This is a genomic window from Bartonella sp. W8151 (assembly GCF_016100385.1).
Classification (GTDB): Bacteria; Pseudomonadota; Alphaproteobacteria; order Rhizobiales; family Rhizobiaceae; genus Bartonella; species Bartonella apis.
In genome coordinates, this window is the sequence record NZ_JACFSO010000001.1 from 697,687 (window position 1) to 721,296 (window position 23,610).

Annotated in this window: 18 protein-coding genes, 1 tRNA gene and 1 pseudogene; 6 read left to right on the forward strand and 14 right to left on the reverse strand. The window is 44.2% G+C overall.

Features of this window, described 5'->3' with window-relative positions; all coding sequences use genetic code 11:
* Positions 1-11 precede the first annotated feature (11 nt).
* The 4 genes and pseudogenes from narJ to H3V14_RS10945 all read right to left on the reverse strand — a co-directional run bounded on the left by narJ (position 12) and on the right by H3V14_RS10945 (position 8,729).
* Positions 12-710, reverse strand: coding sequence for a nitrate reductase molybdenum cofactor assembly chaperone (gene narJ / locus H3V14_RS03075; RefSeq protein ID WP_198226438.1), 699 nt, complete (start codon positions 708-710; stop codon positions 12-14).
* Positions 710-2,248 carry a nitrate reductase subunit beta gene (narH, locus tag H3V14_RS03080; RefSeq protein ID WP_198226440.1) on the reverse strand — a complete coding sequence of 513 codons (1,539 nt, stop codon included), beginning with the start codon at positions 2,246-2,248 and terminating at the stop codon, positions 710-712. Before narH ends, narJ begins: the two co-directional genes overlap by 1 nt.
* Positions 2,245-5,991, reverse strand: a complete 3,747-nt coding sequence (locus H3V14_RS03085) for a nitrate reductase subunit alpha (RefSeq protein ID WP_198226442.1) — start codon at positions 5,989-5,991, stop codon at positions 2,245-2,247. The genes narH and H3V14_RS03085 overlap by 4 nt, the downstream gene beginning before the upstream one ends.
* Positions 5,992-6,015: 24 nt before the next feature.
* Positions 6,016-8,729 (reverse strand): annotated as a pseudogene (locus H3V14_RS10945) (nitrate/nitrite transporter).
* 207 nt (positions 8,730-8,936) lie between these two features.
* Here H3V14_RS10945 and H3V14_RS03100 point away from each other — a divergent pair.
* The 3 genes from H3V14_RS03100 to msrA all read left to right on the forward strand — a co-directional run bounded on the left by H3V14_RS03100 (position 8,937) and on the right by msrA (position 10,713).
* Positions 8,937-9,638: a cyclic nucleotide-binding domain-containing protein gene (locus H3V14_RS03100; RefSeq protein ID WP_198226447.1), complete on the forward strand. Its 702-nt coding sequence runs from the start codon at positions 8,937-8,939 to the stop codon at positions 9,636-9,638.
* Between the two features lie 96 nt (positions 9,639-9,734).
* On the forward strand, positions 9,735-10,073 hold the full coding sequence (locus tag H3V14_RS03105) for a hypothetical protein (RefSeq protein ID WP_198226449.1): 339 nt from the start codon (positions 9,735-9,737) through the stop codon (positions 10,071-10,073).
* A complete protein-coding gene (gene msrA, locus H3V14_RS03110; protein ID WP_198226451.1) occupies positions 10,066-10,713 on the forward strand; it encodes a peptide-methionine (S)-S-oxide reductase MsrA in 648 nt (215 codons plus the stop codon). Before H3V14_RS03105 ends, msrA begins: the two co-directional genes overlap by 8 nt.
* Positions 10,714-11,520: 807 nt before the next feature.
* On the opposite strand, the gene H3V14_RS03115 is transcribed toward msrA, so the two are convergent.
* From H3V14_RS03115 to H3V14_RS03125, 3 genes are read right to left on the reverse strand one after another with little or no spacing between them, the layout of a single operon-like run.
* Positions 11,521-11,724: a SlyX family protein gene (locus H3V14_RS03115; protein ID WP_370540878.1), complete on the reverse strand. Its 204-nt coding sequence runs from the start codon at positions 11,722-11,724 to the stop codon at positions 11,521-11,523.
* Positions 11,724-12,146 carry a group III truncated hemoglobin gene (locus H3V14_RS03120; RefSeq protein WP_198226453.1) on the reverse strand — a complete coding sequence of 141 codons (423 nt, stop codon included), beginning with the start codon at positions 12,144-12,146 and terminating at the stop codon, positions 11,724-11,726. The genes H3V14_RS03115 and H3V14_RS03120 overlap by 1 nt, the downstream gene beginning before the upstream one ends.
* A 5-nt stretch (positions 12,147-12,151) precedes the next feature.
* Positions 12,152-13,111: a hypothetical protein gene (locus H3V14_RS03125; RefSeq protein ID WP_198226455.1), complete on the reverse strand. Its 960-nt coding sequence runs from the start codon at positions 13,109-13,111 to the stop codon at positions 12,152-12,154.
* 224 nt (positions 13,112-13,335) lie between these two features.
* On the opposite strand from H3V14_RS03125, the gene H3V14_RS03130 reads away from it, so the two are divergent.
* Positions 13,336-13,411 (forward strand) — tRNA-Thr (locus H3V14_RS03130).
* 316 nt (positions 13,412-13,727) lie between these two features.
* Here H3V14_RS03130 and H3V14_RS03135 read toward each other — a convergent pair.
* The 5 genes from H3V14_RS03135 to H3V14_RS03155 all read right to left on the reverse strand — a co-directional run bounded on the left by H3V14_RS03135 (position 13,728) and on the right by H3V14_RS03155 (position 18,864).
* Positions 13,728-14,927 (reverse strand): NnrS family protein, encoded by a 1,200-nt coding sequence (locus tag H3V14_RS03135; RefSeq protein WP_198226457.1) that lies wholly within the window; start codon positions 14,925-14,927, stop codon positions 13,728-13,730.
* A 4-nt stretch (positions 14,928-14,931) separates the two neighbouring features.
* Positions 14,932-15,663 (reverse strand): ATP-binding cassette domain-containing protein, encoded by a 732-nt coding sequence (locus H3V14_RS03140; RefSeq protein WP_198226459.1) that lies wholly within the window; start codon positions 15,661-15,663, stop codon positions 14,932-14,934.
* Positions 15,660-16,475, reverse strand: coding sequence for an ABC transporter permease (locus H3V14_RS03145; protein ID WP_198226461.1), 816 nt, complete (start codon positions 16,473-16,475; stop codon positions 15,660-15,662). Before H3V14_RS03145 ends, H3V14_RS03140 begins: the two co-directional genes overlap by 4 nt.
* Entirely contained in the window at positions 16,475-17,461 is a 987-nt protein-coding gene (locus H3V14_RS03150; protein WP_198226463.1) for an ABC transporter substrate-binding protein, read from the reverse strand. Before H3V14_RS03150 ends, H3V14_RS03145 begins: the two co-directional genes overlap by 1 nt.
* Positions 17,462-18,246: 785 nt before the next feature.
* Positions 18,247-18,864 (reverse strand): TetR/AcrR family transcriptional regulator, encoded by a 618-nt coding sequence (locus tag H3V14_RS03155; protein ID WP_198226465.1) that lies wholly within the window; start codon positions 18,862-18,864, stop codon positions 18,247-18,249.
* 98 nt (positions 18,865-18,962) lie between these two features.
* On the opposite strand from H3V14_RS03155, the gene H3V14_RS03160 reads away from it, so the two are divergent.
* Positions 18,963-19,490, forward strand: coding sequence for an NAD(P)H-binding protein (locus H3V14_RS03160; RefSeq protein WP_198226467.1), 528 nt, complete (start codon positions 18,963-18,965; stop codon positions 19,488-19,490).
* Positions 19,491-19,967, forward strand: coding sequence for a hypothetical protein (locus tag H3V14_RS03165; protein ID WP_198226469.1), 477 nt, complete (start codon positions 19,491-19,493; stop codon positions 19,965-19,967).
* A 516-nt stretch (positions 19,968-20,483) separates the two neighbouring features.
* On the opposite strand, the gene H3V14_RS03170 is transcribed toward H3V14_RS03165, so the two are convergent.
* Both H3V14_RS03170 and H3V14_RS03175 read right to left on the reverse strand, forming a co-directional pair.
* Positions 20,484-21,263, reverse strand: a complete 780-nt coding sequence (locus H3V14_RS03170; RefSeq protein WP_198226472.1) for a hypothetical protein — start codon at positions 21,261-21,263, stop codon at positions 20,484-20,486.
* 455 nt (positions 21,264-21,718) lie between these two features.
* Positions 21,719-22,063, reverse strand: coding sequence for an antibiotic biosynthesis monooxygenase (locus H3V14_RS03175; protein ID WP_198226474.1), 345 nt, complete (start codon positions 22,061-22,063; stop codon positions 21,719-21,721).
* Positions 22,064-23,610 lie beyond the last annotated feature (1,547 nt).

Consider the following 23,610-nt stretch of genomic DNA (forward strand, 5'->3'; position numbering starts at 1 on the left):
TCTATCTATCCTTAAATTTGCGCAGAAGCATCGCGGTGCTGGGCACGGATGCGACGTTGTAACCGGTCAGGCCCGCAATCGTTTTCACCCTGGTTGCCACCGAAAGTAATGGCTTCCTCTTCCCAGATGCGGTCGAGAGCCTCAAGGTCATTCGGGTCATCTTCTTTTCGGTTGACGATTTCGGCTGTTAGTGCCTCGTCGGCTCGTTTGCCGGACAGACTTTCAAGTGCTAAAAAAGCGGCAGCATAAACCGACCCGCGTTTTTGCAATCTCTGCCGGATTGCGGAAATGATGTGCAGGGTTTCGCCGAGAAGATGGCGTGCTTCCTCGTCACTTCTTGTTGACAGAAATTCCAGAAACATCGGCAGATAATCCGGCATTTCGTGAACGTCGATTTCAAAACCGGCCTGGTCATACATGTCCTTGAGATCAACCATAGCCTGTCCACGATCACGGTTTTCGCCGTAAACATGTTCAAAAAGATGGAGCGACAAAGACCGCGTTCTGTCAAAAAGCAAAACGTAGTCTTCTTGCACTTCGTAAATGTCGCGATCGGAAATTGCCGAGACCAGACTTTTCAGGCCGACAATTTCTGACGCATCAAGATCGGAAAGCTGATCGAGCGTTGCCCGGATGAGATTTCCCGATTGTTGCAATTCTTCTTCCGGATAGCTTAAAAGTAAGGAAATGATTTTGAGATCGGAATTCATTACGCGCTCTCCTTCAACAGATCTGTCGGTGTTGTAACGACTTTCTTACCCTTTGAACCGAAAAGATCACCTTTTGAATTGCCGCCCGAACATCCGTTGCCAAATGAAAAGCCACAAGACCCACGCAGATCATAGGCATCTTCACTCACTTCACGGTGGGATGTCGGAATGACAAAACGGTCTTCATAATTGGCTATCGCCATGACTTGATACATGTGTTCGATCATTTCAGGTGTCATGCCGACTTTTTCCGCATATTCCGGACGATATTCACCATCGACAGATTTCGCACGCATATAAGCACGCATGGCAAGCATACGTTCAAGTGCCGAAACGATCGGTGCTTCTTTTCCGGCCGTCAACAAATTGGCAAGGTAACGCACGGGTATGCGCAACGAACGAACATTGGGAATAAAATCGTCCATTGCAAGCTTGCCGGCTTCGGCAGCCGATTGCAGCGGAGAAAGCGGCGGAATATACCAGACCATCGGCAAAGTGCGATATTCAGGGTGAAGCGGAAAGGCTACTTTCCATTTCATCGCCATTTGATAGACAGGCGAATGTTGGGCGGCTTCAATCCACTCGTCACTTACACCGTCTTTACGTGCTTGTTCGATCACAGCAGGGTCATTCGGATCAAGGAAAATCTTCAATTGTTCTTCATAAAGATCCTGTTCACCTTCTGCAGCGGCAGCATCGGAAATCTTGTCGGCATCATAAAGCATCACACCAAGATAACGGATACGACCGACGCAAGTTTCCGAACAAATTGTCGGCATACCGCTTTCAATGCGCGGATAGCAGAAAATGCATTTTTCCGATTTTCCGGAAGACCAGTTGAAATAGATCTTCTTATACGGACAGCCGGAAACGCACATACGCCAGCCGCGGCATTTTTCCTGATCAATGAGAACAATACCGTCATCCTCGCGCTTATAAATCGCACCTGAAGGGCAAACCGCTACGCAGGCAGGATTGAGGCAGTGTTCGCAAAGGCGCGGCAAATACATCATGAATGTATTTTCAAATTCGCCGTAAATTTCTTTTTCGACATTGGCAAAATTGTAATCTTCGGAGCGCTTGGAAAATTCGCCACCAAGGACATCTTCCCAGTTCGGGCCCCATTTGATTTTTTCCATGCGCTCGCCGGTAATCTTGGAGCGCGGACGGGCAACCGGCATGGTTTTTGACTCTTTTGCCGTTTGCAAATGCTCATAGTCGAAATCGAATGGTTCATAATAATCGTCAATTTCCGGCAAATCGGGATTGGCAAAAATTTTGGAAAGAACACGCCACTTTGCACCCATGCGCGGACGTATCTTGCCATTCGATTTTCTGATCCAGCCGCCATTCCAGCGTTTCTGGTTTTCCCAATCTTTGGGAAAACCGATGCCGGGTTTGGTCTCGACATTGTTGAACCAGGCATATTCAACGCCTTCACGGTTCGTCCAGACGTTTTTGCAGGTGACAGAGCAGGTATGGCAACCGATGCATTTATCGAGGTTCAGAACCATACCTATTTGCGCGCGAACCTTCATTCTGCGGCCTCCTTCATTGCTGAATTTTCTTCACCATCCATCCAATCGACATGGTCAAGTTTGCGCACCACCACAAACTCGTCGCGATTGGCGCCGACAGTGCCGTAATAATTGAAACCGTATGATTGCTGGACATAGCCGCCGATCATATGGGTCGGTTTGGTAATAACGCGGGTAACCGAGTTATGGATCCCTCCGCGTTGTTTGGTTAAAGGCGAGCCTGGAACATTCACGATTTTTTCCTGGGCGTGATACATGAAGACCGTTCCGTCTTTCATGCGCTGTGAAACGATGACACGGGCAACAAGCGAACCGTTGGCATTGAAAGCTTCCACCCAGTCATTATCCACAATACCGGCCTTTTGAGCGTCGTTTTCCGAAATCCAGACGACCGGTCCGCCTCTGTTCAAAGTCAACATCAACAGATTGTCGGAATAGGTCGAATGGATACCCCATTTCTGGTGCGGGGTTATGAAGTTCAAAATCAGATGCGGCTTGTCACCGGCCTTGGCTTCAATCGCTGTTGTCACCGTTTTGGTGTCGATCGGCGGGCGATAAACGCAGAAACCTTCGCCAAAGGCACGCATCCACAAATGATCCTGATAAAGTTGTTGACGACCGGTTATAGTGCGCCACGGGATCAATTCGTGAACATTGGTATAGCCGGCATTGTAACAGACTTTTTCTGATTCAAGACCGGACCAAGTAGGTGACGAAATGATTTTACGCGGCTGGGCAACAATGTCGCGATAACGGATCTTCTCGTCTTCCTTGGGCAGTGCCAGATGCGTATGGTCGCGTCCCGTATGTTCACCCAAAGCTTCCCATGCCTTGACAGCAACTTCACCATTGGTTTCCGGTGCAAGGGTCAAAATGACTTCGGTTGCATCAATATCGGTTGCAATGCTTGGCATGCCTTTTGTGGCACCCTCATCTTCAACAACGCCATTGATACGGCCGACGAGATCGACTTCCTCTTCGGTTTTCCAGTTGATACCTTTGCCACCATTGCCGACCTTTTTCATCAACGGCCCAAGGGCGGTAAAACGCTTGTAGATATTCGGATAGTCGCGTTCAACCACTGCGATGGCCGGCATTGTCTTGCCGGGAATAGGTTCGATTTCGCCTTTTTTCCAATCCTTGACATCGAATGGCTGACCAAGCTCGCCCGCGGTATCGTGCTGGCTCGGTGTCAAAACGACATCTTTTTCAACACCCAGAACTTCTTTCGATACTTCGGAGAATTTCTCGGCAAGGCCTTTGAAAATATCCCAGTCGCATCTTGCCTCCCAAGCCGGATCAACCGCGCTTGAAAGCGGGTGGATGAAGGGGTGCATGTCCGACGTGTTAAGGTCATTCTTTTCATACCATGTTGCAGTCGGCAACACGATATCGGAATAGACACAGGTTGTAGACATACGGAAATCGAGTGTGACGAGAAGATCAAGTTTGCCTTCCGGCGCTTCGTCATGCCAGACAGCTTCTTTGGTCTCGACCCGACCCTGATCCCCCAAATCCTTGCCTAACACGCCATTGGCTGTGCCGAGGAAGTGCTTGAGGAAATATTCGTGCCCTTTACCCGATGAACCGAGAATGTTCGAGCGCCAGACAAACATATTGCGTGGCCAGTTGACCGGATCATCCGGATCTTCGCACGACATTTGCAGGCTGCCCGATTTTAAGCCGTCGACGATATAATCCGTCGGGTCTTTACCGGCAGCTTCAGCTTCTCTAGCAAGGTTGATCGGATTTGCTTTCAATTGCGGTGCCGATGGCAACCATCCCATGCGTTCGGCACGGATATTATAGTCGATCAACGCACCATCCCACGGCCCTTCGGGAGCGGTTGGCGACAACAATTCGCTCACTTTCACAGTTTCATAGCGCCATTGGTCGGTATGGGCATAGAAAAACGACGTACCATTCATCTGGCGCGGTGGGCGCGACCAGTCAAGACCGAAAGCAAGTGGAGCCCAACCGGTTTGCGGGCGCAATTTTTCCTGTCCGACATAGTGGCTCCAACCACCGCCGGATTGGCCGATACAACCGCACATAACGAGCATATTGATAATGCCGCGATAGTTCATATCCATATGATACCAGTGATTGATACCGGCACCGAGAATAACCATCGAGCGACCTTTGGTCTTTTCGGCATTACGGGCAAATTCCCGTGCAACTGTTATGATTTTGTCGCGTGAAACGCCCGTGATCTTTTCTGCCCATGCGGGAGTATAAGGGATGTTGTCATCATAGGAACTCGCACAGTTTTTGTCTTTGAAACCGCGTTCCAAGCCGTAATTGGCAACGAACAGGTCAAAAACGGTAGCGACAACAACCTCGCCTTCCGGCAATTTCAATTTGCGGGCAGGGACTTTGCGCGTCAAAACACTATTATGATCGGTGCCGTCGTCGAAACTATGTTCGCGACTTGCAAAATAGGGGAAATCGACATCGGCAACGGTGTCATGCTCGCCTTCAAGCATGAAGCTCATTTCCAATGTGACATCACGGCCCTTGCCATCTTTCGATTCTAGGTTCCATTTGCCTTTTTCACCCCAACGGAAACCGGAAGAGCCGAGCGGTGCAACATATTCACCGCTTTTCATATCAACGGCGACAGTTTTCCATTCAGGATTATTCGTTTCACCGAGCTTGTCGGCAAAGTCCGAAGCGCGCAGCAACCGGTCGGGAATGAAGTGGCCATTTTTGCTAGCCAGTCTGACGAGCATCGGCATATCGGTGTAGCGCTGGCAATAATCTTCAAAATATTCGGCCTGACGTTCCAGATGGAATTCGCGCAAAATAACGTGGCCGAGCGCCATAGCAAGAGCAGCGTCGGTTCCTTGCTTGGGATGGAGCCAGAGATCGGCGAATTTGCTTGCTTCCGAATAATCGGGTGAAACAACCACCGATTTTGTGCCTTTGTAGCGCGCTTCCGAATAAAAATGCGCGTCCGGTGTGCGTGTTTGCGGCACGTTGGAACCCCAAAGCATAAGGAAACCGGCATTATACCAGTCGGCAGATTCAGGCACATCCGTCTGTTCACCCCATGTCATGGGTGAAGCAGGCGGCAAATCGCAATACCAGTCATAGAAAGACATGCACACGCCGCCCAGAAGTGACAGGTAACGCGAACCGGAAGCATAGGAGACCATGGACATTGCCGGAATCGGCGAAAAGCCGATAATCCGGTCGGGGCCATATTTCTTGATTGTGTAAGAATTGGCAGCAGCGATAATCTCGTTGACTTCGTCCCATGTAGAGCGAACAAAGCCGCCAAGCCCGCGTACTTTCTGGTATTCGGCCCGCTTTTCGGGATTTTCCTGAATAGCAGCCCATGCACCGACCGGTGTTTTTACCACGCGTTCCTTGCGCCACAATTTGATAAGACGCGAACGGATCAGCGGATATTTTACGCGGTTTGCCGAATACATATACCAGCTATAGCTTGCGCCCCGCGGACATCCACGTGGTTCATGGTTGGGGAGATCGGGGCGGGTACGCGGATAATCGGTCTGCTGGGTTTCCCAAGTGACAATGCCACCCTTGACATAGATTTTCCAAGAGCACGAGCCGGTGCAATTGACACCGTGGGTCGAGCGCACGATTTTGTCATATTGCCAGCGTTTGCGATAAGCGTCTTCCCATGAGCGGTTTTCATCAGTTGTAACACCATGTCCATGAGAAAACGGTTGTTTTTTTCGTGCCAGAAAATTCAGGCGGTCGAGTAGTAGACTCATCAATGGTCTCCTTAACTTGCAGCGTTATTTTTGTGTCCGACGACCTTCGACATGGAGAATTGCACCGTTACGGATGTAACAGAACCATGTGATGGCGAGGCAAATAACGTAAAAAATCATAAATCCCCAAAGTGCGGCTTGCGGGCCACCCGTTGCATCTTTGGAAAGTGCAAAACTTACGGGAATAAGAAAGAAAGCATAGGCAGCAATCGCGGCGGTAAAGCCGGTAATTGCAGCCGATTCACGGTCGCTTTGATGGCGTTTTTGTTCTTCCGTGGCGTTTGGCATGGACTTGTCGATAACACGGCTCATAATAACCGGTATCATCTGGAAGGTCGAAGCATTGCCGACACCGGTTGCAAAGAACAAAACCATGAATGCAGCAAAGAAACCGGGAAAAGCGATGGCACTACCGGGATTTGCAACAAAATAAAGTGCAGCACCCAGAGCAAGCATCATCAGGATAAATGCCCAGAAGGTTACACGGCCACCGCCGATTTTGTCGCTTACGCCACCAAATCCCGCACGTGCAAGTGCTGAAATCAGTGGTCCCAAGAATACATAGTGCAACACGTTCACATCCGGAAAAGTCAACCGCATCAAAAGTGGAAATGCAGCAGAAAAACCGATGAACGAGCCAAAAGTTCCCATGTAGAGAACGCACATCAACCAGTTATCTTTGCGTTTGAAAATAATGGCCTGATCGGAAAATGAAGCCTTGGCATCGGCAATGTCGTTCATTCCGAACCAGCAGCATATCGCTGATAAAGCAATGAAGGGAACGAACACGAAAGCACCGTTCTGTAACCAGAGCTCGGAAGTTGAACCGTCCGCTTGCGTCACTGTAAGCGGGTGACCGCCCAACCAGCCGAAGGCATTGGTGGCAATAACGAGCGGGACAACAAATTGCACAACCGAAACACCGAGATTGCCCAAACCGGCATTAAGGCCGCTGGCTTTACCCTTTTCGGCTTTCGGGTAAAAAAACGAAATATTCGACATGGAAGAAGAAAAGTTTCCTCCACCAAAGCCGCATAACAGTGCGAGAAGCGCCATCACCCAATAGGGGGTATTGACGTCCTGAACAGCAAAACCGATTCCAAGTGCCGGTATCAACAATGAAGCGGTGGTTAGTGCCGTCCAGCGACGGCCACCGAATATCGGCACCATAAAGGAATAGAAAATACGAAGTGTTGCGCCTGAAAGTCCCGGTAAAGCAGTAAGCCAGAACAATTGTGTCGAACTGAATTTGAAACCGGCACGCGGCAATTCGGCCACAACTACCGACCAAACCTGCCACACGGCAAAAGCCAAAAGCAGAGCCGGAATAGACAACCAAAGATTCTTGTTGGCAATTTTGCGCCCGTAATTATTCCAGAAACTGCTATCTTCGGGATTCCATTCGGTTAACACGTAACCTTTATTGATTTGATTGGACATGCGAATTACTCCTGAAATTCAGGCGTTTTTTGCCCGAGCTCTACCAATTTGCGGTGGTTCATCAGTAGGATCGAAACATGCATCCAGATGAGTGCCGCAAGTGAAATGACAAATAGGATCATGAAGCAGGTTGAATAGATTCCGGTGATGTCGAGGACTTCACCAAAAAGGATCGGCAGGATAAATCCGCCAAGTCCGCCCATCATGCCGACGAGACCGCCAACAGCACCGACGCTTTTCGGGTAATAAACGGGAATATGCTTATAAACGGCAGCTTTCCCGAGAGCCATGAAGAAACCGAGTATGGCAACAATCAGGGCAAAACCGACGAGGCTGATCGCAAATGTAAAGGTGAATGGACCTTTGGCCGTTTCAACCGTGTATTGTGTCGGAGGGTAAGAGAGAATGAAACATGTAATGGTACACATTGTGAGTGTCCAATACATGACACGGCGTGCTCCATATTTATCGGAAAGATAACCGCCATAGGCACGGAAGAGCGATGCGGGTATCGAATAGAGTGCAGCAATGACGCCTGCAAGCCACAGATCGATGGAATAAACATCCTGCAAATAATGCGGCAACCACGTTGCCAAAGCGATATATCCACCGAATACGAAGAAATAATAGAAGGAAAAACGCCAAACTTGCAGTTTCTTCAAAGGTGCAAGTTCAAGCAAAGCGCTTTGCGGCTTGATGCCCAACCGGCGCTGTTCGACAAGCACGGGATCGTCGGAGGTAAAGAGCCAGAAGATCACAGCCGTGATAACGAGAACGAGCGCCCATATATAGGCCACGCCTTCCCAGCTTCCCCACCAGCTCATCACCCATGGAGCGCCAAGTTTCGTAACGGCTGCACCGACATTGCCTGCACCGAAAATACCAAGTGCAAGGCCTTGCTTTTTCGCACTGAACCAGCGCGAAACATAAGCAACGCCAACCGAGAATGTGCCGCCGGCAATACCGATGCCAAGGGCTGCTATCAACATCCATGTATAGGTGTGGGCAAAAGTGAGCAGAAACGTCGATAAAGCCGAAGCCAACATCGATAATACGAAAATAATGCGCCCACCGATCTGTTCAGTCCAGATGCCAAGTGGAATACGCACGAGCGAGCCGGTGAGGACGGGAGTGGCTATGAGAAGTCCAAGTTCGGATTGGCTCAAACCCAATTTTTTCTGGATTGCAATGCCGATAATCGAAAAAATTGTCCATACCGCAAAACATACAGTAAAGGCTAAAGAGCTCAGCCACAACGCTTCTGAAGAGCCTTTGATCGGGGTGTCAGTTTGTTCCATTTTTACCACCAGATAAATTCTTCCTTTTTGTCGAGGGGGTATGTAGTAATGAGTGAAATAGGGCACCTTGATCAAAATCAAATGAGTTTTATTTAAAATAAAAGAAAAGCTTATTTTAAAATAATGATGATGACGCCTTGAAATATTGCTTTGCTACACTTGATAGATGCTAAGGCAAAAAATAAAAATGTTAATTAGAGGAACAATATGAGATCAGAAGATCGTTTAAAAATTCAAAATCTCGATATTTTTTCGCAAGCAAGTGACAAAACATTCGATTCTTTAATTGGCCCGGGTTTTTTCCAACGCTTTCCTCCGGGAGTGGTTCTCGTCAACGAAAACGCCATGCAGGATTTTCTCTATATCCTTGTTGATGGTCAGGTTGAAATGTATGCGACGAGCTTCGGACGAGAGACAATTCTCGACATTATCCAACCGGTAAGTCTGTTCATTCTGGCGGCCATTTTGAACGATGATGTGTGTTTGCAATCAGCCCGGACATTGACCGAAGCACAGGTTTTGATGATCCCTTCAGCCCGCTTCAGAGAGGCAATCGACAATGACACAGCTTTCATGCATGCAGTTGTTCGCGAACTTTCACGTCGCTATCGTATGACCATCAAGGAGTTGAAAAACCAGAAATTGAGAAATGGGAGCGAGAGATTGGCTAATTGGATTCTGGCGGAAGCCGATACACAGATTGAAGCCAATTATATCGATATTCCGTACGAGAAAAAACTGCTTGCCTACAAGCTTGGCATGACACCGGAAAACCTGTCACGGGCATTTGCAACTGTCGCAAAACATGGCGTTAATGTCGACGGGTCGCGAATTGTTTTCACCGACCGACAAAGGCTCATCAATTTTGCCCATCCCGATAAGCTTATCGACAAACGCGAGCCTGTTTGATTATAAATAAACGAGCCATATGGGGTGTGTTTTTTTAAGACTGTATCCGATTTCAAGCAGCAGGCCTGAAATCGTTATCAATAAGGAATTGTTCTTGTGCGTTTGATCCGCCGGTTATTTCGCTTCATTTCTTATCTGTTTCTTGTTCTAACGATTATAACTCTCGTCATTGATGCTGCCCATTCGGTCGGCGCTTCCGAAGTCTTGTTTCTCCCCATCGGCTCTACAATATCGTTTGTTTTTTCAATGGGTACGCAGGAATTTGACAACTTTATTTCGCATCTTTCATCTCCATATTTACCTGTAGCAGCAAAAATTGTCGGCCTTTGCCCGACATGGATCGTTTTTGCCGTTTTCGCGTTGGTCTTTTATGTTTTCGGCTATGATCGCGAAGCCCATTTTGATAATGCAAACTATGGTGAAGGAAATGTTTGATCTTTTGTCACTTTCAGAAAAACTCAAAATGCCGAAAAAAGAAGATGCACTCGTTGGCAGGAGTGGACCGATTGCAACCGCTAAAACCCACTATGTCAATGGACACAACCTCAAGGGGCCATATCCTGAAAATATGCATCATATTATTGTTGCAATGGGCTGTTTCTGGGGCGTTGAACGGCTATTCTGGAAAATTCCGGGCGTTTACGTGACGGCAGCCGGTTACACAGGCGGCTTTACACCCAATCCAACCTATGAAGAAGTTTGTACCGGTAAAACAGGTCATACAGAAGCGGTACTTGTTGTCTATGATCCGACGATACTTCATCTTGATGAAATATTGAAAACTTTTTGGGAACAACATGATCCCACGCAAGGAATGCGGCAGGGAAACGACATAGGTAACAATTACCGTTCTGCTCTCTATCTTTCCAATGAACGTGATTTGGAAATAGCAAAAAAGAGCAAACAACAATTTGAAAAAGCACTTCAATCAAAAGGATTGGGGCCGATTACAACCGAAATTGCGTTAGAAGGGCCGTTCTATTTCGCTGAAGATTATCACCAGCAATATCTCGCCAAAAACCCGAATGGTTATTGCGGATTGAAGGGGACCGGTGTTTCTTGCCCTATTCTATGAGAGCAACCGACATTTAAAACCAAACTTCAAAACTCTATTAAAAATCAGCCTTCCCTTAAAGGGCGGGATGGCATTATTTTGGTCTATACTTTACCAATGCGCAGAAAACTATTTCACAAAAATTTGGATCCTATTCGGGTGTTTGAACTTTGTAAGAAACGTGAAATACTTTCAAAAATCGCCAACGAACGGAATTTTAACGTACGACATGCTTTCCGATTGGTCGCAGTTGAACAAATTGTGCACGTTATTTTCCCGGAAAAATTTTTTAAAAAATTCATGGCCGACCTTCCCAATCACAGGGAAAATAGCGTCGATTTCAGATGAGATTTAGTCAAAAACAAAATTTGAATTCAGAGTAATCAATAATTTTTGCATATATTATTTGTGCTTTTGATAGGCTGAATGTTATTGAATCTTGACGGACTAAAGATGCGTAACACAGTTGACGTTATATTATTTTTTATATGGAACTCGTTCACATTCCTGCTCGGGACGCATGTCGTAGAAGCGCTATGGCACGATAACGTCATACTCGCGATTGTGGGCTTAATCTTTTTCCCTGGAGGTGTCTGTCGCGGTTTCAATCTTTGGGTCGGCTGGCTTTCCGCAATATTTTAAGATGTTTGGAAAACATTTTCCGCCTGCACCGATTGGTCATCAGCAAATAAGGTTAAACAAATTTTCAAACCCGTTATTGCCGACGAAAAAGATGGCGAGTGGCATTTTTCCCGATGCATGTGGATAACAGATGTCGTTCAAGCGGCGCTCGGCTTCAATAATTTCAGGCAAATTTTACCCGATGATTTACCAATGGGGTGGCCGGGTAACAGGAATGTCGGGCTGGCTTTGTTCTTCAAGTTCAAGAAAACGTTTGGTCAGGGCTGTTAATTTTTTATCCATTTGGTCGATTGTTTTCCATTGTTCAGCAAGAACAGAGGAAAGCTCGTCGACGAGCCGCTCCTGTTCGGCAAGTTTTATTTCCACTTCGGTAAGACGATCTTTTTCAATCACAATGTGTGATCCTTATTTCTGATGAAACGTTCGCCGGGTTTTAAAAGAACTTTATTGTTTGAGGCAAGACCCAGTTCAAGGCTATGAGCAATCTGGGTTGCTTTTTTCATGAACAATTCGGCATCTTCCTTCAGGCAAAGTTCATCAACGGTTTTTTTAAAAATTTCCAGCCAATGGTCAAAATGCATAGCGTCAATAGGTAAAACGACATGCTTGGGCATAGGGCGGCCGTTATACCGGTTGGTATGCAGCATAACCGATGACCAGAAGGCGAACATATTTTGTAAATGGCGCTCCCAATCACCGATATGTTCTTCAAAAATAGGACCGAGTATATGATCTTTTCTTACCCGTCCATAAAATGTACGCACCACGGATTCGATGAGTGCTTCATCTACTGCAATCGGTTCTTGTGCCATAAATCTCAGTCCGCTGCTTTGATCTTCATTCCGTAAATATCAATACCGCTGCCTTCGCCCAGAAGGTCGCTTGTCAGATATATTTTAGCCGGACCGTTACCTTCTGCCGGAATTGTCACCTCGAACAGAAGGTCATTACGGTTAACAGGAACTTCAAAACGACGTCTACCACAATCGGCGTTATTTCCAAGGTCGCAAGTTATACTCATCTGGCCCGGCTTTGTGCCATCACCCCTTGCATTGATATCGATCATAGCCTTTTTGCCGCGCAAATTCGATAATGCTCCGGCTCCGATCTCAACGACAACAACATCTTCATCACTGTTTGCAGTAATATGGGTGTAAGGGATGCCCCCGTCATCTTTTATCGAAACAGATGCTTGTCCATAGGTTGTGATGGCTGTTGCATCTCCGGGGTAGAAAAATTTTATCCAGCTGCCGTCGTTATCTGCTTCCTTGCGAAAAGGAACGACCGTCTTGGTGCGCTGGTTCTGTTCGATTGCCTCTTTACGATGTTCGATAATAGCACGTCCCGAAAGACTGTTGAAAAACGACCATCCGGTAAAGCCGATTATCATGATAATCGCAAGAATACTCGGGGCGACAATAAGGAGAATTTTTGAACGCCGCCTTGCCGATGCACGGTGCAAGGTCGTGTCTTCAAGATTGGTTGCACCATTGACTTCAATTTTTATCTGGTCTTCAGGGCCTTCAGAAGCTAGATCGTGAGTTTCTTCATCGGCTTTATTTATCTCCGTGGCAACGTAATCACTTTCAATTGCACGGATAATCTGCATCAATGCATCACGCCGCTTTGTGCGGGTGACGTCATTTAAACCGTGGCTGGAAAGCAATGCACGTTCATGTGCATTCCACGCAGATTCATAGACGCGGCGCCGTTGAGCAACATTGCTTGAATCGATCTTTAGCAATGCGTTGCGGATGGCTTGCTCGGCATTAGCCAATGAATAATTCTCCTTCTTGTCCATTTATCGGGTGGCAGAATAAGCAACAGCCGGGTAATTGGCAAACCAAATCTATTGTTGATTTTTTTAAAAATTGCTTGTGTTATAACTGCGCTTTGTGAGTTAATTATGAAAAACATCGAAAGACAGAATTGCATGCTTGCTTTCGGTCAAGCTTTTAGCTATCACCCGTTACCGGTTCTGTTATAAGAACAAGACTCTGTGCCGCATTAGCTCAGTTGGTAGAGCACGTCATTCGTAATGATGGGGTCGCTGGTTCGATTCCGGCATGCGGCACCACCTTGATTTTATGATCTTTTGATTTTGTTATTTCATTTTCTTTTTTGTCGTCTGTCGTTGGTTTCCAAAAATAAAGGTGAGAGAAAAACTAATCATAACAGCAGGTGAGTTTTACTTTTATATCAGTAGAAAAATTCAAAAAACTGTCCTGTCGTCAATTGACTGAAAAACGGAAAAACTTGAGCTTAAATAAACCTTCAAGGTCTTGCAGCACGATTTTTAAGCGAAAATTTTCGCCATCTATCCTTCCAGTTAATTGGCTTTATAACGTGATGAAATTTCAGAATAAACTGTGATGAAAAACGGCTTGATGAACTTAAAGTTTTACCGGATTTTTTAAGAAGGGCAGGTATCCCCATAGCCAGAGGAGGAAAGCCAAAGACCAGAAAATCGCGGCCCATGCATAATGGTGACTGCCAAAAGCGGTGAGATCGGTTATTTCTGGCAAAACACGCACGGCGGCGGAGAATATAATAAATGCGATAGCCGCTTTTGATTGCCACGGTATGGCTATCAATTTTCGTCCTGAATGACGTAAACCGGCGATCGTAAACACACCCATCACGCCAAGCCCCAATGTCGCAATGGTTAATATATGTAAGCCCGCATAAATCGGTATGCGCTCATTAAAGCCGGAAAGACCGATAAGAAAAAAACCGATTGCAGCACTGACATTGGCAAGCGCAAGGCATAAGACTTCTGTTTTTAATGCAGCCTTGCCGATAAACCATTCTGCAGTTTTGTCCATAAAACCGGCACTGGCAGCAAAAGCGAGATAATATTGCATTTGTGAAGACGGCAGAAAAAGCATTGATAGGGCATATAAGACTGTCAAAAATGCAGATAGATTGCGTCTGCCCGGATGCGGGCGATATGGGCTTGTTTCACCAGAAGGATCCAATGAAAGATTGGTGACCACAGTGTTAATGCGCGAGATAGCCAAGGAAAACAGAACAACAAAAACAGCGATAATCGACCACAATATGTGGGACGATAGTTCCGTTTCTTCGCGCCACCACGAGATTTTCAAAACAATTTCGAGTGCAAAAAGAACGATAAGCCATAGCAAAAATGACAAGCTTTTCCATTTTCTTTTCGAAATAATCGGCAAACCGACATATAAGATCATAAGTGCCAGAAAGGCGAAATCGAACACACTGCCGACGACCATCAGGTAATCCGAACCCAAAAAACCGACAATGCGACCGGGAAGACATAATAAAAGCAGAAAGAAAAGTCTCATGCCATTTAACGGCTTTGTTTCTGTCCATTCGGCAACGGCGGAACATAAAAATCCAGCAAGGGCAGCCGAATAAAAGCCGAAAATCATTTCATGCGCATGCCATTGTTGGGGAAAAATATAGCGTGTACCGGGATAGTCGAGTTGATAGGCAATTACCCAGATAAACGGCATGAGCACAGCATAACCGGCCGATACCGGAAAGAAAAGGAAAACGCCTTCGGTAAAAAAGGGATTATGAGCAATGACTGCTTTTAGCTTTTTGATAAGCCCCATTGCGTTAGTCCCTGTCTCTATAAAGAAGGTCGTAAAAATCCCGATCTTTGGCGAATTGTTCGCTCATATCGAATATCTCACGTTCGCTTCGCTTTCCCGGTTCACCTTCGACATGTCTTTCAGCGACAATTGTTGCAGGATCGCCACTAACCAGTAACAGACGGTGAGCAATGCGCAGCGCTTCGTGAAGATCATGAGTAACAAACAATGATGAAAAACCCTGACCTTTTGCCTCTTCAATAACAATGTCCTGAAGGTTACGCCTGAGGCCGATATCGACAGCAGAAAACGGCTCGTCGAAAAATATGATATCGGGATTAACGGCAAGTGCGCGCGCGACAGCTGCGCGCTGGCGCATGCCACCCGATAATGCAGCCGGATATTTTTCAAGATCAGTTATTTTTAAACCGACCTTTTTTGCGCAATCGGAAATGAAATCTTTTTTTCCGGATGGTCGGTGTGAATTCATCAAACCATAAGCAATATTTTCATAAGTTGTTTTCCAAGGGAGCAATCTCGGTTCCTGAAAAACAATTGCTTGCTGGCGATAAGTTTTCCTGATTTCCCCTTTGTTAGGCGTTAACAGGCCTGCGGCAATCTGTAATATTGTGGTTTTTCCTGCACCGGACGCACCAAGAATAACCAGCGTTTCGTGGTCATTGACGCGGATATTGACGTTTTCAAGAATGCGTCTTCCGAGATAAGAAAACGCGATATCCTGCATTTCAATTCTCATTTTTTAACGCCCCACGGCTCGGATGCATGTCGCCAGCTTTCAAAAAATTCCCGTATCGGATGAATAATACCGAATTCGGTTATCAGAGCAAAACACACAATGATCATGATAATGGCCGTTACTTCAGGAACATCAAAAGTGCTGCGTGCTTCAAAAAGAAGGCCCCCAAGCCCGCCGGAATAGCTTAAAAGTTCGGCCATTACGGCTACTTTCCAGGCACTTCCGGCCGAAAGCGACAAGGCCGGAAAAATATAGGACACCATTTGCGGAAATGTGATTGTCCGAAATCTTTTGAATATGCCAATGTTGAAAGCACGCGCCATATCGTCGAGTGACCGGTCACGCGTGGCAATTGCCTGAACGCTATTGATAAAAATGAGCGGAAAGGACGCAACAGCAATCGTCATGATAACCGAGCCGCTACCGTTTTCAAACCAGATGAGCGCAAGCACAATCCAGCCTATTGGCGGTACACCGAGAAGAATGATAATGATCGGCCGCATCAGACGTATTGCAGCAAATGAATAACCGCACAATACGCCACTGACAATTCCGACCGAAGCGGCAATGACAAAACCTGCAAATGAACGTTCGGCCGTCACTTTCGCCATCTCGACAAATTTGTCCGTTTGGACAAGCAAGACCATAGCTTGCAAAGTTTGTTGCGGAGAGGGGAGCACATAACTCCCATAAAGTTCATGGGCCAATTGCCAGACGGCAAAAAAACAGAAGCAACCGGCAAGCCCTGCAAAGCCTCCCCAAAAATAGTTTCCAAGCGACACAAGATGGGAAATGGTTTTATGTAAATGCATCAGGCATAAAATCCGTCATCTGGCAGTTTTCCGCCCAGAATTGCAGAATTTTGTTCAATAAGAACATTGAAAAATGTTTCCAGCGTCGGTTTGACTTCGCTTGCATTATGAACAACGAGATGACTGAAAGCGACGGATGCTGCGATCAGGTGTGGCGGAAAATCAAGGAGACCGCTGATCTCGTCGGCTGCTTTTTCGGGGTCAGCTTTAATTTTTTCAAGTGCAGTTGAAAAACATGCATTGAGCGCTTCTATTTTCTTTTTTCCCTCATCGCCTTCGAAACCTTTGCCTACAACAAGGCCGGCTTGCGGAATGGCATCGGTTTTAGAAACTTTTTCCCAAAGCTTTTGAATATCAAGGGCACGAACAATTTTTTTCGGGGATACAGAGCTCATGGAAATCACAGTAGAGGCAGCTGGCTCCACAATGACTGCTGCATCAACCCGTCCGATCATGAGAAGCGGCATAGCTTCGGGGAGGCTCCCCGTATATTGTATGTCGATTGCGTCCGGCTTGATGTCATAGGCCTTTAAAATCGCCTGCATAATATAGTCGGGCATATCGTTTTTGAATGGTACAGCAAGTTTTTTGCCGATAAGATCCTGAAGCGTTTTGATGTTCGATGCTTCCGGTGCGACGATATAAAGAAGCCCGTCTGTAAGAATATTCGCCAATCTTACACCAAGACCTTTATTATATAGATTCGCGCCGCTGTAACTTGGCAAAATGGCCATATTGATTGAGCCGGAACCGAGCCCGGCCCGGATCTGATCGGGATTGTTCCAAACTTTGAATTGGCAACCGGGTAAGAGTTGATCAAGCATGCCGCTTTTTACTGCATAAGCAGCAACGAGGGATGGACCCGCCGGAGGCCCCCATATTATCGGTTTTTTGTCTTCGGCCGCGGCAATAGTAGGAAATGCGCAAACAACGGGAAGGAGTGAAGCACCGATTAAAAAATGACGGCGTGTTTGAGTGAGCATCATCTACCTCCGGTAAAAATTATTCGTTAGCAATGGCCATATGAATTGGTCATGGGGGTTTGATTATGACATAGAATTTAAGATGAGTTTATTCCTCAATTTTAAAAAATCAAAATGCGGCTTTCATTTCAGGCTAAAAACTCTGCCTTCCTTGGGCCGAAATTGAGCCAGATCAGGGCTTTCCGAAACGGAAATAATGGTGGATGAAGCTGCTTTTCATGAAACATATTCGTTATTTCACCAAATATACTAAAATTTTTGTCAAGGCTATATTTGCTCTTCAAATCAACAACAATGTCATCATCCGAACAACGTGTGATCATACTATCAACGGGTGTTGTAATTGGTATCCAATGAATATGACTCTATCCTTTCCAAGGGAAGGTCGGATGATATTGAATTAAACCTATGAAACCTTTCTATAGATCGAAGCAGATAATCTGTCTCGGCTGGCAGAGATAAAAATAGCGAACAAATTGGCTACGGGAAGAGTGAGTTACTCAGTAATTTGTATGCAGTTATTTGAACAACAAAAATTTAGATAATGGCGTGTCAGATGTTTATAATAATAATTTAGCTTAAATATAAAAAATTTGTGACCGATAAAGCCGATGTTTAGTCAATTAAATTCTGGGAAAATGGGGCATTGTCGTTTTCGTTTTTCGCCATATCGGAAATGTGTCAGGGCATTAATAGTGATACTACATGATAAATATTCATGAAAAAGAGGCAGAGAAATATTTCATGCCGATATGATCAATATATCGCTCTAAAAGCTTCAAATTTGTCTATTTCTCTTCTATCCGAAAAATCAATTTCAGATAGACCGAAAATGGATTTTGCTTCTCCCGCTTCGGGTTCAATCGTCTGGCAATTGCTTCATTAGCCCCAAGTGCCATTAACCCTTCTGCAACAATCGAGCAATCAAAGGGAGGTTCGATATTTCTCATAACAAACAGATGTTGTACGAGCTTCGTATAGAACGATTTTTGTTCCTCTATAAGATTATTATAAGTTTTTACAAATTCCGGATGGCGCAAAGCGTGAAGTTGCATTTCAAGAAACAGAATTGTGTAGGAAATATTTTGATCATTGCGTTCAAACCATAAGGTCATATCATTCAGGGCCTTTTCAAAATTCCCCCCTGCATCATCAATGAGTTGTTTTCGTGAATTTGCCTCAAATGATTTATATTGCTCGAGAAGCTCTAAAAAAACTTCACCCTTGTTATTGAAATTGGAATAAAAGGCTCCTTGTGAATAGCCTGCTTTATCACAGATTCCTCTGATGGAGGTTGCCTCGTAGCCCAATTCTGTGAATAGCATGCGTGCAGCTTCCAACAGGTTCTGGCGTGTCTCTTGCTGGCTTTCCAATCTTGTTTTACGCGGTTTTATCTGTTTGACCATAAATTTAAGATATCATCCGACATTTCATTTAATAAGTTATCAAATGAAACATAAATATCAGTTGATATATGAATTTCATTTGTTATTTGGAATCGTTGATGAAGAAAACTGTTTTCGTAGCCGGTGCTACCGGACTATCAGGCAATAATCTGGTTCGCCAATTGATCGCCGAAGGTTATCATGTCAAAGCACTGGTCCGGTCGCGACAAAAGGCAAACAAGCAATTCGCCCCTCATGATGAACTTGAAATTATTGAAGGCGATATGACCAATGCCGCAAGCTTTAAAAGCCATCTCAAAGGCTGCGAAAGTGTTTTTCACACAGCTGCTTTTTTCCGCGACAATTATAAAGGCGGCAGCCATTGGGCCGATCTGGAAAAGATCAACATTAATAGTACAAAATGTTTATTGGAAGCAGCCTTAAAAGCGGGTGTCAAACAGTTTGTTCATGTCTCATTGATCGCAGTTCTCGATTGTGGAGCCGGTACATTGATTAATGAGACATGTGATAGGGACATAGAAAATTCGGATGATTACTATCGCTGCAAAGTCATCAGTGAAAAAACAGTCGGAGAATTTGCTGCTCACAATCCGATAATGAAATGTTATTATATTTTACCGGGGTAGATGTGGGGCCCTGATGATCCAGAGCCCACCTCGGCAGGACAACTTTCACTTGATGTCATGAACGGAAAGTTGCCGGCCATTGTTCCAATGACGTTTTCGGTTGTTGATACAAGAGATGTTGCCGCAGCCCTGATCATGGTCACCTTCAAGGGCAAGCCTGGAGAACGTGATCTCGTTGCCGGCTGTCACATCCATATGAAAGACCTTGTATTCATGATGGGTCATTATGCCAATGTCAAAACGCCAACGAAGACCATACCAATGCCACTATTGTACTGCATCGCAGTTTTTCAGGAAATTTATGGCAAGCTTACAGGCAAGCCCATTTTATTATCATTGGCTTCAGTCCGTTTGATGGCAAGACAATATGATAGAACGCGTTTCAGCAGTGAAAGATATGAGAAAATTCTAGGGCTTCAATTCAGCCCTTTAGAGCAAACTCTGTCAGATACACTGTCTGATCTGAAAAATAATTAACCTGATAAATTGGAAGTTTGCCCGCGATAACGGATTTCCTCTCTAAAATTTCAAAATATTGTTTGCTATTTACCACAAAACGCTGTTTCCGATTGTCGAAGAAATTAATCAAGTCAGGTTTTTAATGACCGAAAATAAAGGCTTATGTTTCCCGCCGCTATACGAGTTTTCCCATTCCGGCTGTTGCCACATGCTGCACGATAATTATCGGACTATCTCGGACGTGATCTTTCTATTTTGATAACCGTTTTAATGTCACTGATTAACTGTCACAGTTTTAGAGGCATTCTATCGAGTTTTCGAGAAAGATAGTGGGATATCTTCTTATAACGATGCCGAGGTGATGGATTCGACTATTTCAAAACAATCACACTGTTGCGCGAGCCATAGGCACTTGCTCGCTTAACGGAAAAGAGACGGTTTTTTAACGATTAATTCTGAACGACTTCGTGGGGTAAAGCGCAAATAACTATTAAAGCCAGTGAGTCAAACGATAGGAATCAGGCTGTCAATGAATCAGGGTAGACGATAAAAATCCTTACCTTTTTCGTATGCATGCTGGAAATCTTTTGTTTCTCGAATATTGCCTTTAAAGGGAAGAAAATCGGAAAAGTTGCATTTTTCTGATGTTTCCCAAGAAAAACATGGCGAATTATCCGGTGCATATTGTGCAATATATTTCAGCATAAAAAGCCGTGTTGTTACGGCCTCGCCTCTATTGCTGGCAATATAGGAAGAGATATCTTTTCCGGAAAGAAAGGCTTTGGTTATCGGGGCTGCCTGATTTTCTTCGATGATGAGCGAACCAACCTCGGGTGCACATCTTTTGGCATAAACCGTTCCGTCGAATGTGGCTTCTCTACAAGTCAATGAAAAATATTTACCGGTTTTAAGAGGCTGATTAAAGCCGTTATATTCTTTTCCCAAAACGCCGATAACCTGCGTCGCGTTTGATTTGCTTGAACGTAAGCCGATTTCATAGCCCTCTGTCGTTTGCTTCAAGCTTGTAATGAGTCCATCGACAGAAAACGGCGTGCTATATTTTTTTTGAGCAGTAATTCTATTAGCTTTGAAATCTTTTTCTATTTTGTCGGCATTATATGACGGCAATTGAAATACTTTCAGATTTTCAAATGTCATCAGATGGTCTGCATCCTTGATTTGCGACATATAAATTTGTAATGCAAGGAAGGTATTGATTATCCGGAATTCTTTTTCTTTGACATTCATTTTTGCCGAAGCAGAAGAAAGAATTATGATCAATATAGTAACTGCCGCCAAGACGCGCTTGAGCATTACTCTCTCCTTTTTCCGATATGTGATGGATACCCAAGCCTTGTTGATCAAATTTTTCCAAGGAAACATATCGAATTGTTACAGTCTCAAACTCGAACTATAACCTGTTTTAACGTTCAGTGTGTAAGGATAGTTAGTATATTTAACAATATTTCCCCATATTTTATCATGAATTGCCGACCTTTGATCGAGAAATAAGTATCTTCACTTGTGCAGGTGTAATTGGGGCTTGTAACTTAAACTTAAGTGTTTCCAATATGGGTTTTTCCAAATCTCGTTCTCGGTAAAATTCAAATGAACCCATTTCATTTATCCCAAGGCTTCACACCATGTTTTTGTTGGCTTCGGTTTCATGATTTTTTGACTATTCGATCAATAGAACTCAAGAAGAATGCGTCATATAAAGATGGAACAAAATTCTCCATCAAGATACATGCCCGAAGGATTGTTCGGATTTATGCTAACTGCATTTTTTCAAAGTTGTAATCGCGTTCTACTTTCGCGATACGGATGACGTAATGGGAATAAAATACCTCCCGTCCAAGTTTCTGGGCAAGCTGATGGTCAACATTTGCTTTCCAGGCCTTCATACTCGCTTCGTCTTTCCAGAACGAATTGGTAATGCCAAAACCGTCAGCACCACGGGCACTTTCAGCACCAAGACAACCGGGTTGCTGAAACGCCAGTTCTTCCATTGCCTTCGCCATTTCAGCATAACCATTGTCTCCTTCTGTTCTTTGGGAAGAAAAAGCAACAATGTAATAAGGAGGAAAGGGTGTCTTTGAAAAAAGTTTGTTCATCAGGTTCTCCTCCAGAAGGTCGTTTCAAGCTGAATAAAATTTTGTAGTCGCTTCACTAGCATCTTTTCTCTAGCTGGTTAAGACAATATTATAGATAAAAATTGTTGGTTCCTCATTTTTGAGATGCTTTGAAAGTGATTGCTGCTGTTATCAAAACGCAAAATGAACATAGACGGAGCCGATAATTTCTATTCAGAAAGTTTTCTACAAGTTTAGTTTCAGTTTAAAAAATTTTGAAAGTTAAAGATTTCCAATACGTTCAACCTATATGAAACATGTTCTGAGTTCTTTTTTAAAAAAGCGGATTATTGTGGCAGGGACAACGGCGATTTTGTTGGTTGCAAATGCTTGGCAATCCGCATGCTTGCTGGTGATATTGTAGTTTAGAAGTTAATGATAAATCCGGCTTTATGAATGATCCTGTTATCTTATCTAAAAAATACAGTTTTGTGTTTGTTTAACGTATTCGGAGGAACTTTGTTGATTGCATGCATTTCGTGGTTTTGATTTGAGTGAATACAATGTACGGTACTTGCTGAGGCGTTTTAACGGTCGTCTTATACTTTTGAATTGACACATCAAAGTCCTTGATGGAAGCTTCCAAACGTGATTTTTTGGGGAGGCGCGTTAAGGAAAAAACAAACTACAAAAATAGACTAACTTATAGTGTTATATATATATTTTTCATCAATATGTGTGAATTTCTGTAACCGCGACATAGTTTTAAAGCGTGCATTGCTCGTTCTTGTCACCGGAAGGTTAGATGAGAATTCTTACATCAATTATTAAGACGGCGGTCTGTTTCTTGAAGATCTTCTATGTCAATATTCCGGAATGCTGCTTTATATGATGTAGGCATATTTGTATTATAACTTCTGTTACCCCGTTTTCTTTCATAGTTTTTTGATAAATTCCAACGGTATTTTTATTATTTCGACGCCTGAAAACATAACATTCAAGAACTTCGCCTCCATGATCAGCTGTTTGCTATAGATAATGTTGAACACCATTGATGTTGACGAAAACTTCATCCGAACGCCATCGCCAATTCGAGCGTTGGTTCTCACATTTCTTTCATATTTAACGAGCTATTCATCTGGCAAAAGAGATACCTGATAACGCCCAGTTTTAAGGAAAATATCTATACCTAAAGCATGCAATATATCTTCAACTTGGCGAAATCGCAGTTGATATAGGCTGTTGTTTAAAAAAGTAAAAATAGTCATTTTTATGAAGTTTTTAAATATTCTAATGTAATAAAATATATAAATTTCTAAAAATATATCATATTATAAAAAAATAATGTATATATGTGATTCTGTAAGTAAAAAATATAATCATTTATTAGATCAAAAAGTTAACCGGTTAATTAAATATCATTGAAACACGATTAAAATACAATTTTAATATTAATAATATTATAGAATCACTTGATTATTAAAAAATGATATTGTAGAAGCCGAAAAAATTAACAAATGAATTCTTTTATTTTTTAGGGGTGTAAAATGAAGAACTTGACCTTAACGGGCTTACTGTTATGTGGAGTT

Excerpts from the sequence above, each read along its gene's own strand:
- narJ (WP_198226438.1), bottom strand. The coding sequence starts at position 710 with ATGAATTCCGATCTCAAAATCATTTCCTTACTTTTAAGCTATCCGGAA.
- narH (WP_198226440.1), bottom strand. The coding sequence starts at position 2,248 with ATGAAGGTTCGCGCGCAAATAGGTATGGTTCTGAACCTCGATAAATGC.
- H3V14_RS03085 (WP_198226442.1), bottom strand. The coding sequence starts at position 5,991 with ATGAGTCTACTACTCGACCGCCTGAATTTTCTGGCACGAAAAAAACAA.
- H3V14_RS03100 (WP_198226447.1), top strand. The coding sequence starts at position 8,937 with ATGAGATCAGAAGATCGTTTAAAAATTCAAAATCTCGATATTTTTTCG.
- msrA (WP_198226451.1), top strand. The coding sequence starts at position 10,066 with ATGTTTGATCTTTTGTCACTTTCAGAAAAACTCAAAATGCCGAAAAAA.
- H3V14_RS03120 (WP_198226453.1), bottom strand. The coding sequence starts at position 12,146 with ATGGCACAAGAACCGATTGCAGTAGATGAAGCACTCATCGAATCCGTG.
- H3V14_RS03135 (WP_198226457.1), bottom strand. The coding sequence starts at position 14,927 with ATGGGGCTTATCAAAAAGCTAAAAGCAGTCATTGCTCATAATCCCTTT.
- H3V14_RS03140 (WP_198226459.1), bottom strand. The coding sequence starts at position 15,663 with ATGAGAATTGAAATGCAGGATATCGCGTTTTCTTATCTCGGAAGACGC.
- H3V14_RS03145 (WP_198226461.1), bottom strand. The coding sequence starts at position 16,475 with ATGCATTTACATAAAACCATTTCCCATCTTGTGTCGCTTGGAAACTAT.
- H3V14_RS03150 (WP_198226463.1), bottom strand. The coding sequence starts at position 17,461 with ATGATGCTCACTCAAACACGCCGTCATTTTTTAATCGGTGCTTCACTC.
- H3V14_RS03155 (WP_198226465.1), bottom strand. The coding sequence starts at position 18,864 with ATGGTCAAACAGATAAAACCGCGTAAAACAAGATTGGAAAGCCAGCAA.
- H3V14_RS03160 (WP_198226467.1), top strand. The coding sequence starts at position 18,963 with ATGAAGAAAACTGTTTTCGTAGCCGGTGCTACCGGACTATCAGGCAAT.
- H3V14_RS03165 (WP_198226469.1), top strand. The coding sequence starts at position 19,491 with ATGTGGGGCCCTGATGATCCAGAGCCCACCTCGGCAGGACAACTTTCA.
- H3V14_RS03170 (WP_198226472.1), bottom strand. The coding sequence starts at position 21,263 with ATGCTCAAGCGCGTCTTGGCGGCAGTTACTATATTGATCATAATTCTT.
- H3V14_RS03175 (WP_198226474.1), bottom strand. The coding sequence starts at position 22,063 with ATGAACAAACTTTTTTCAAAGACACCCTTTCCTCCTTATTACATTGTT.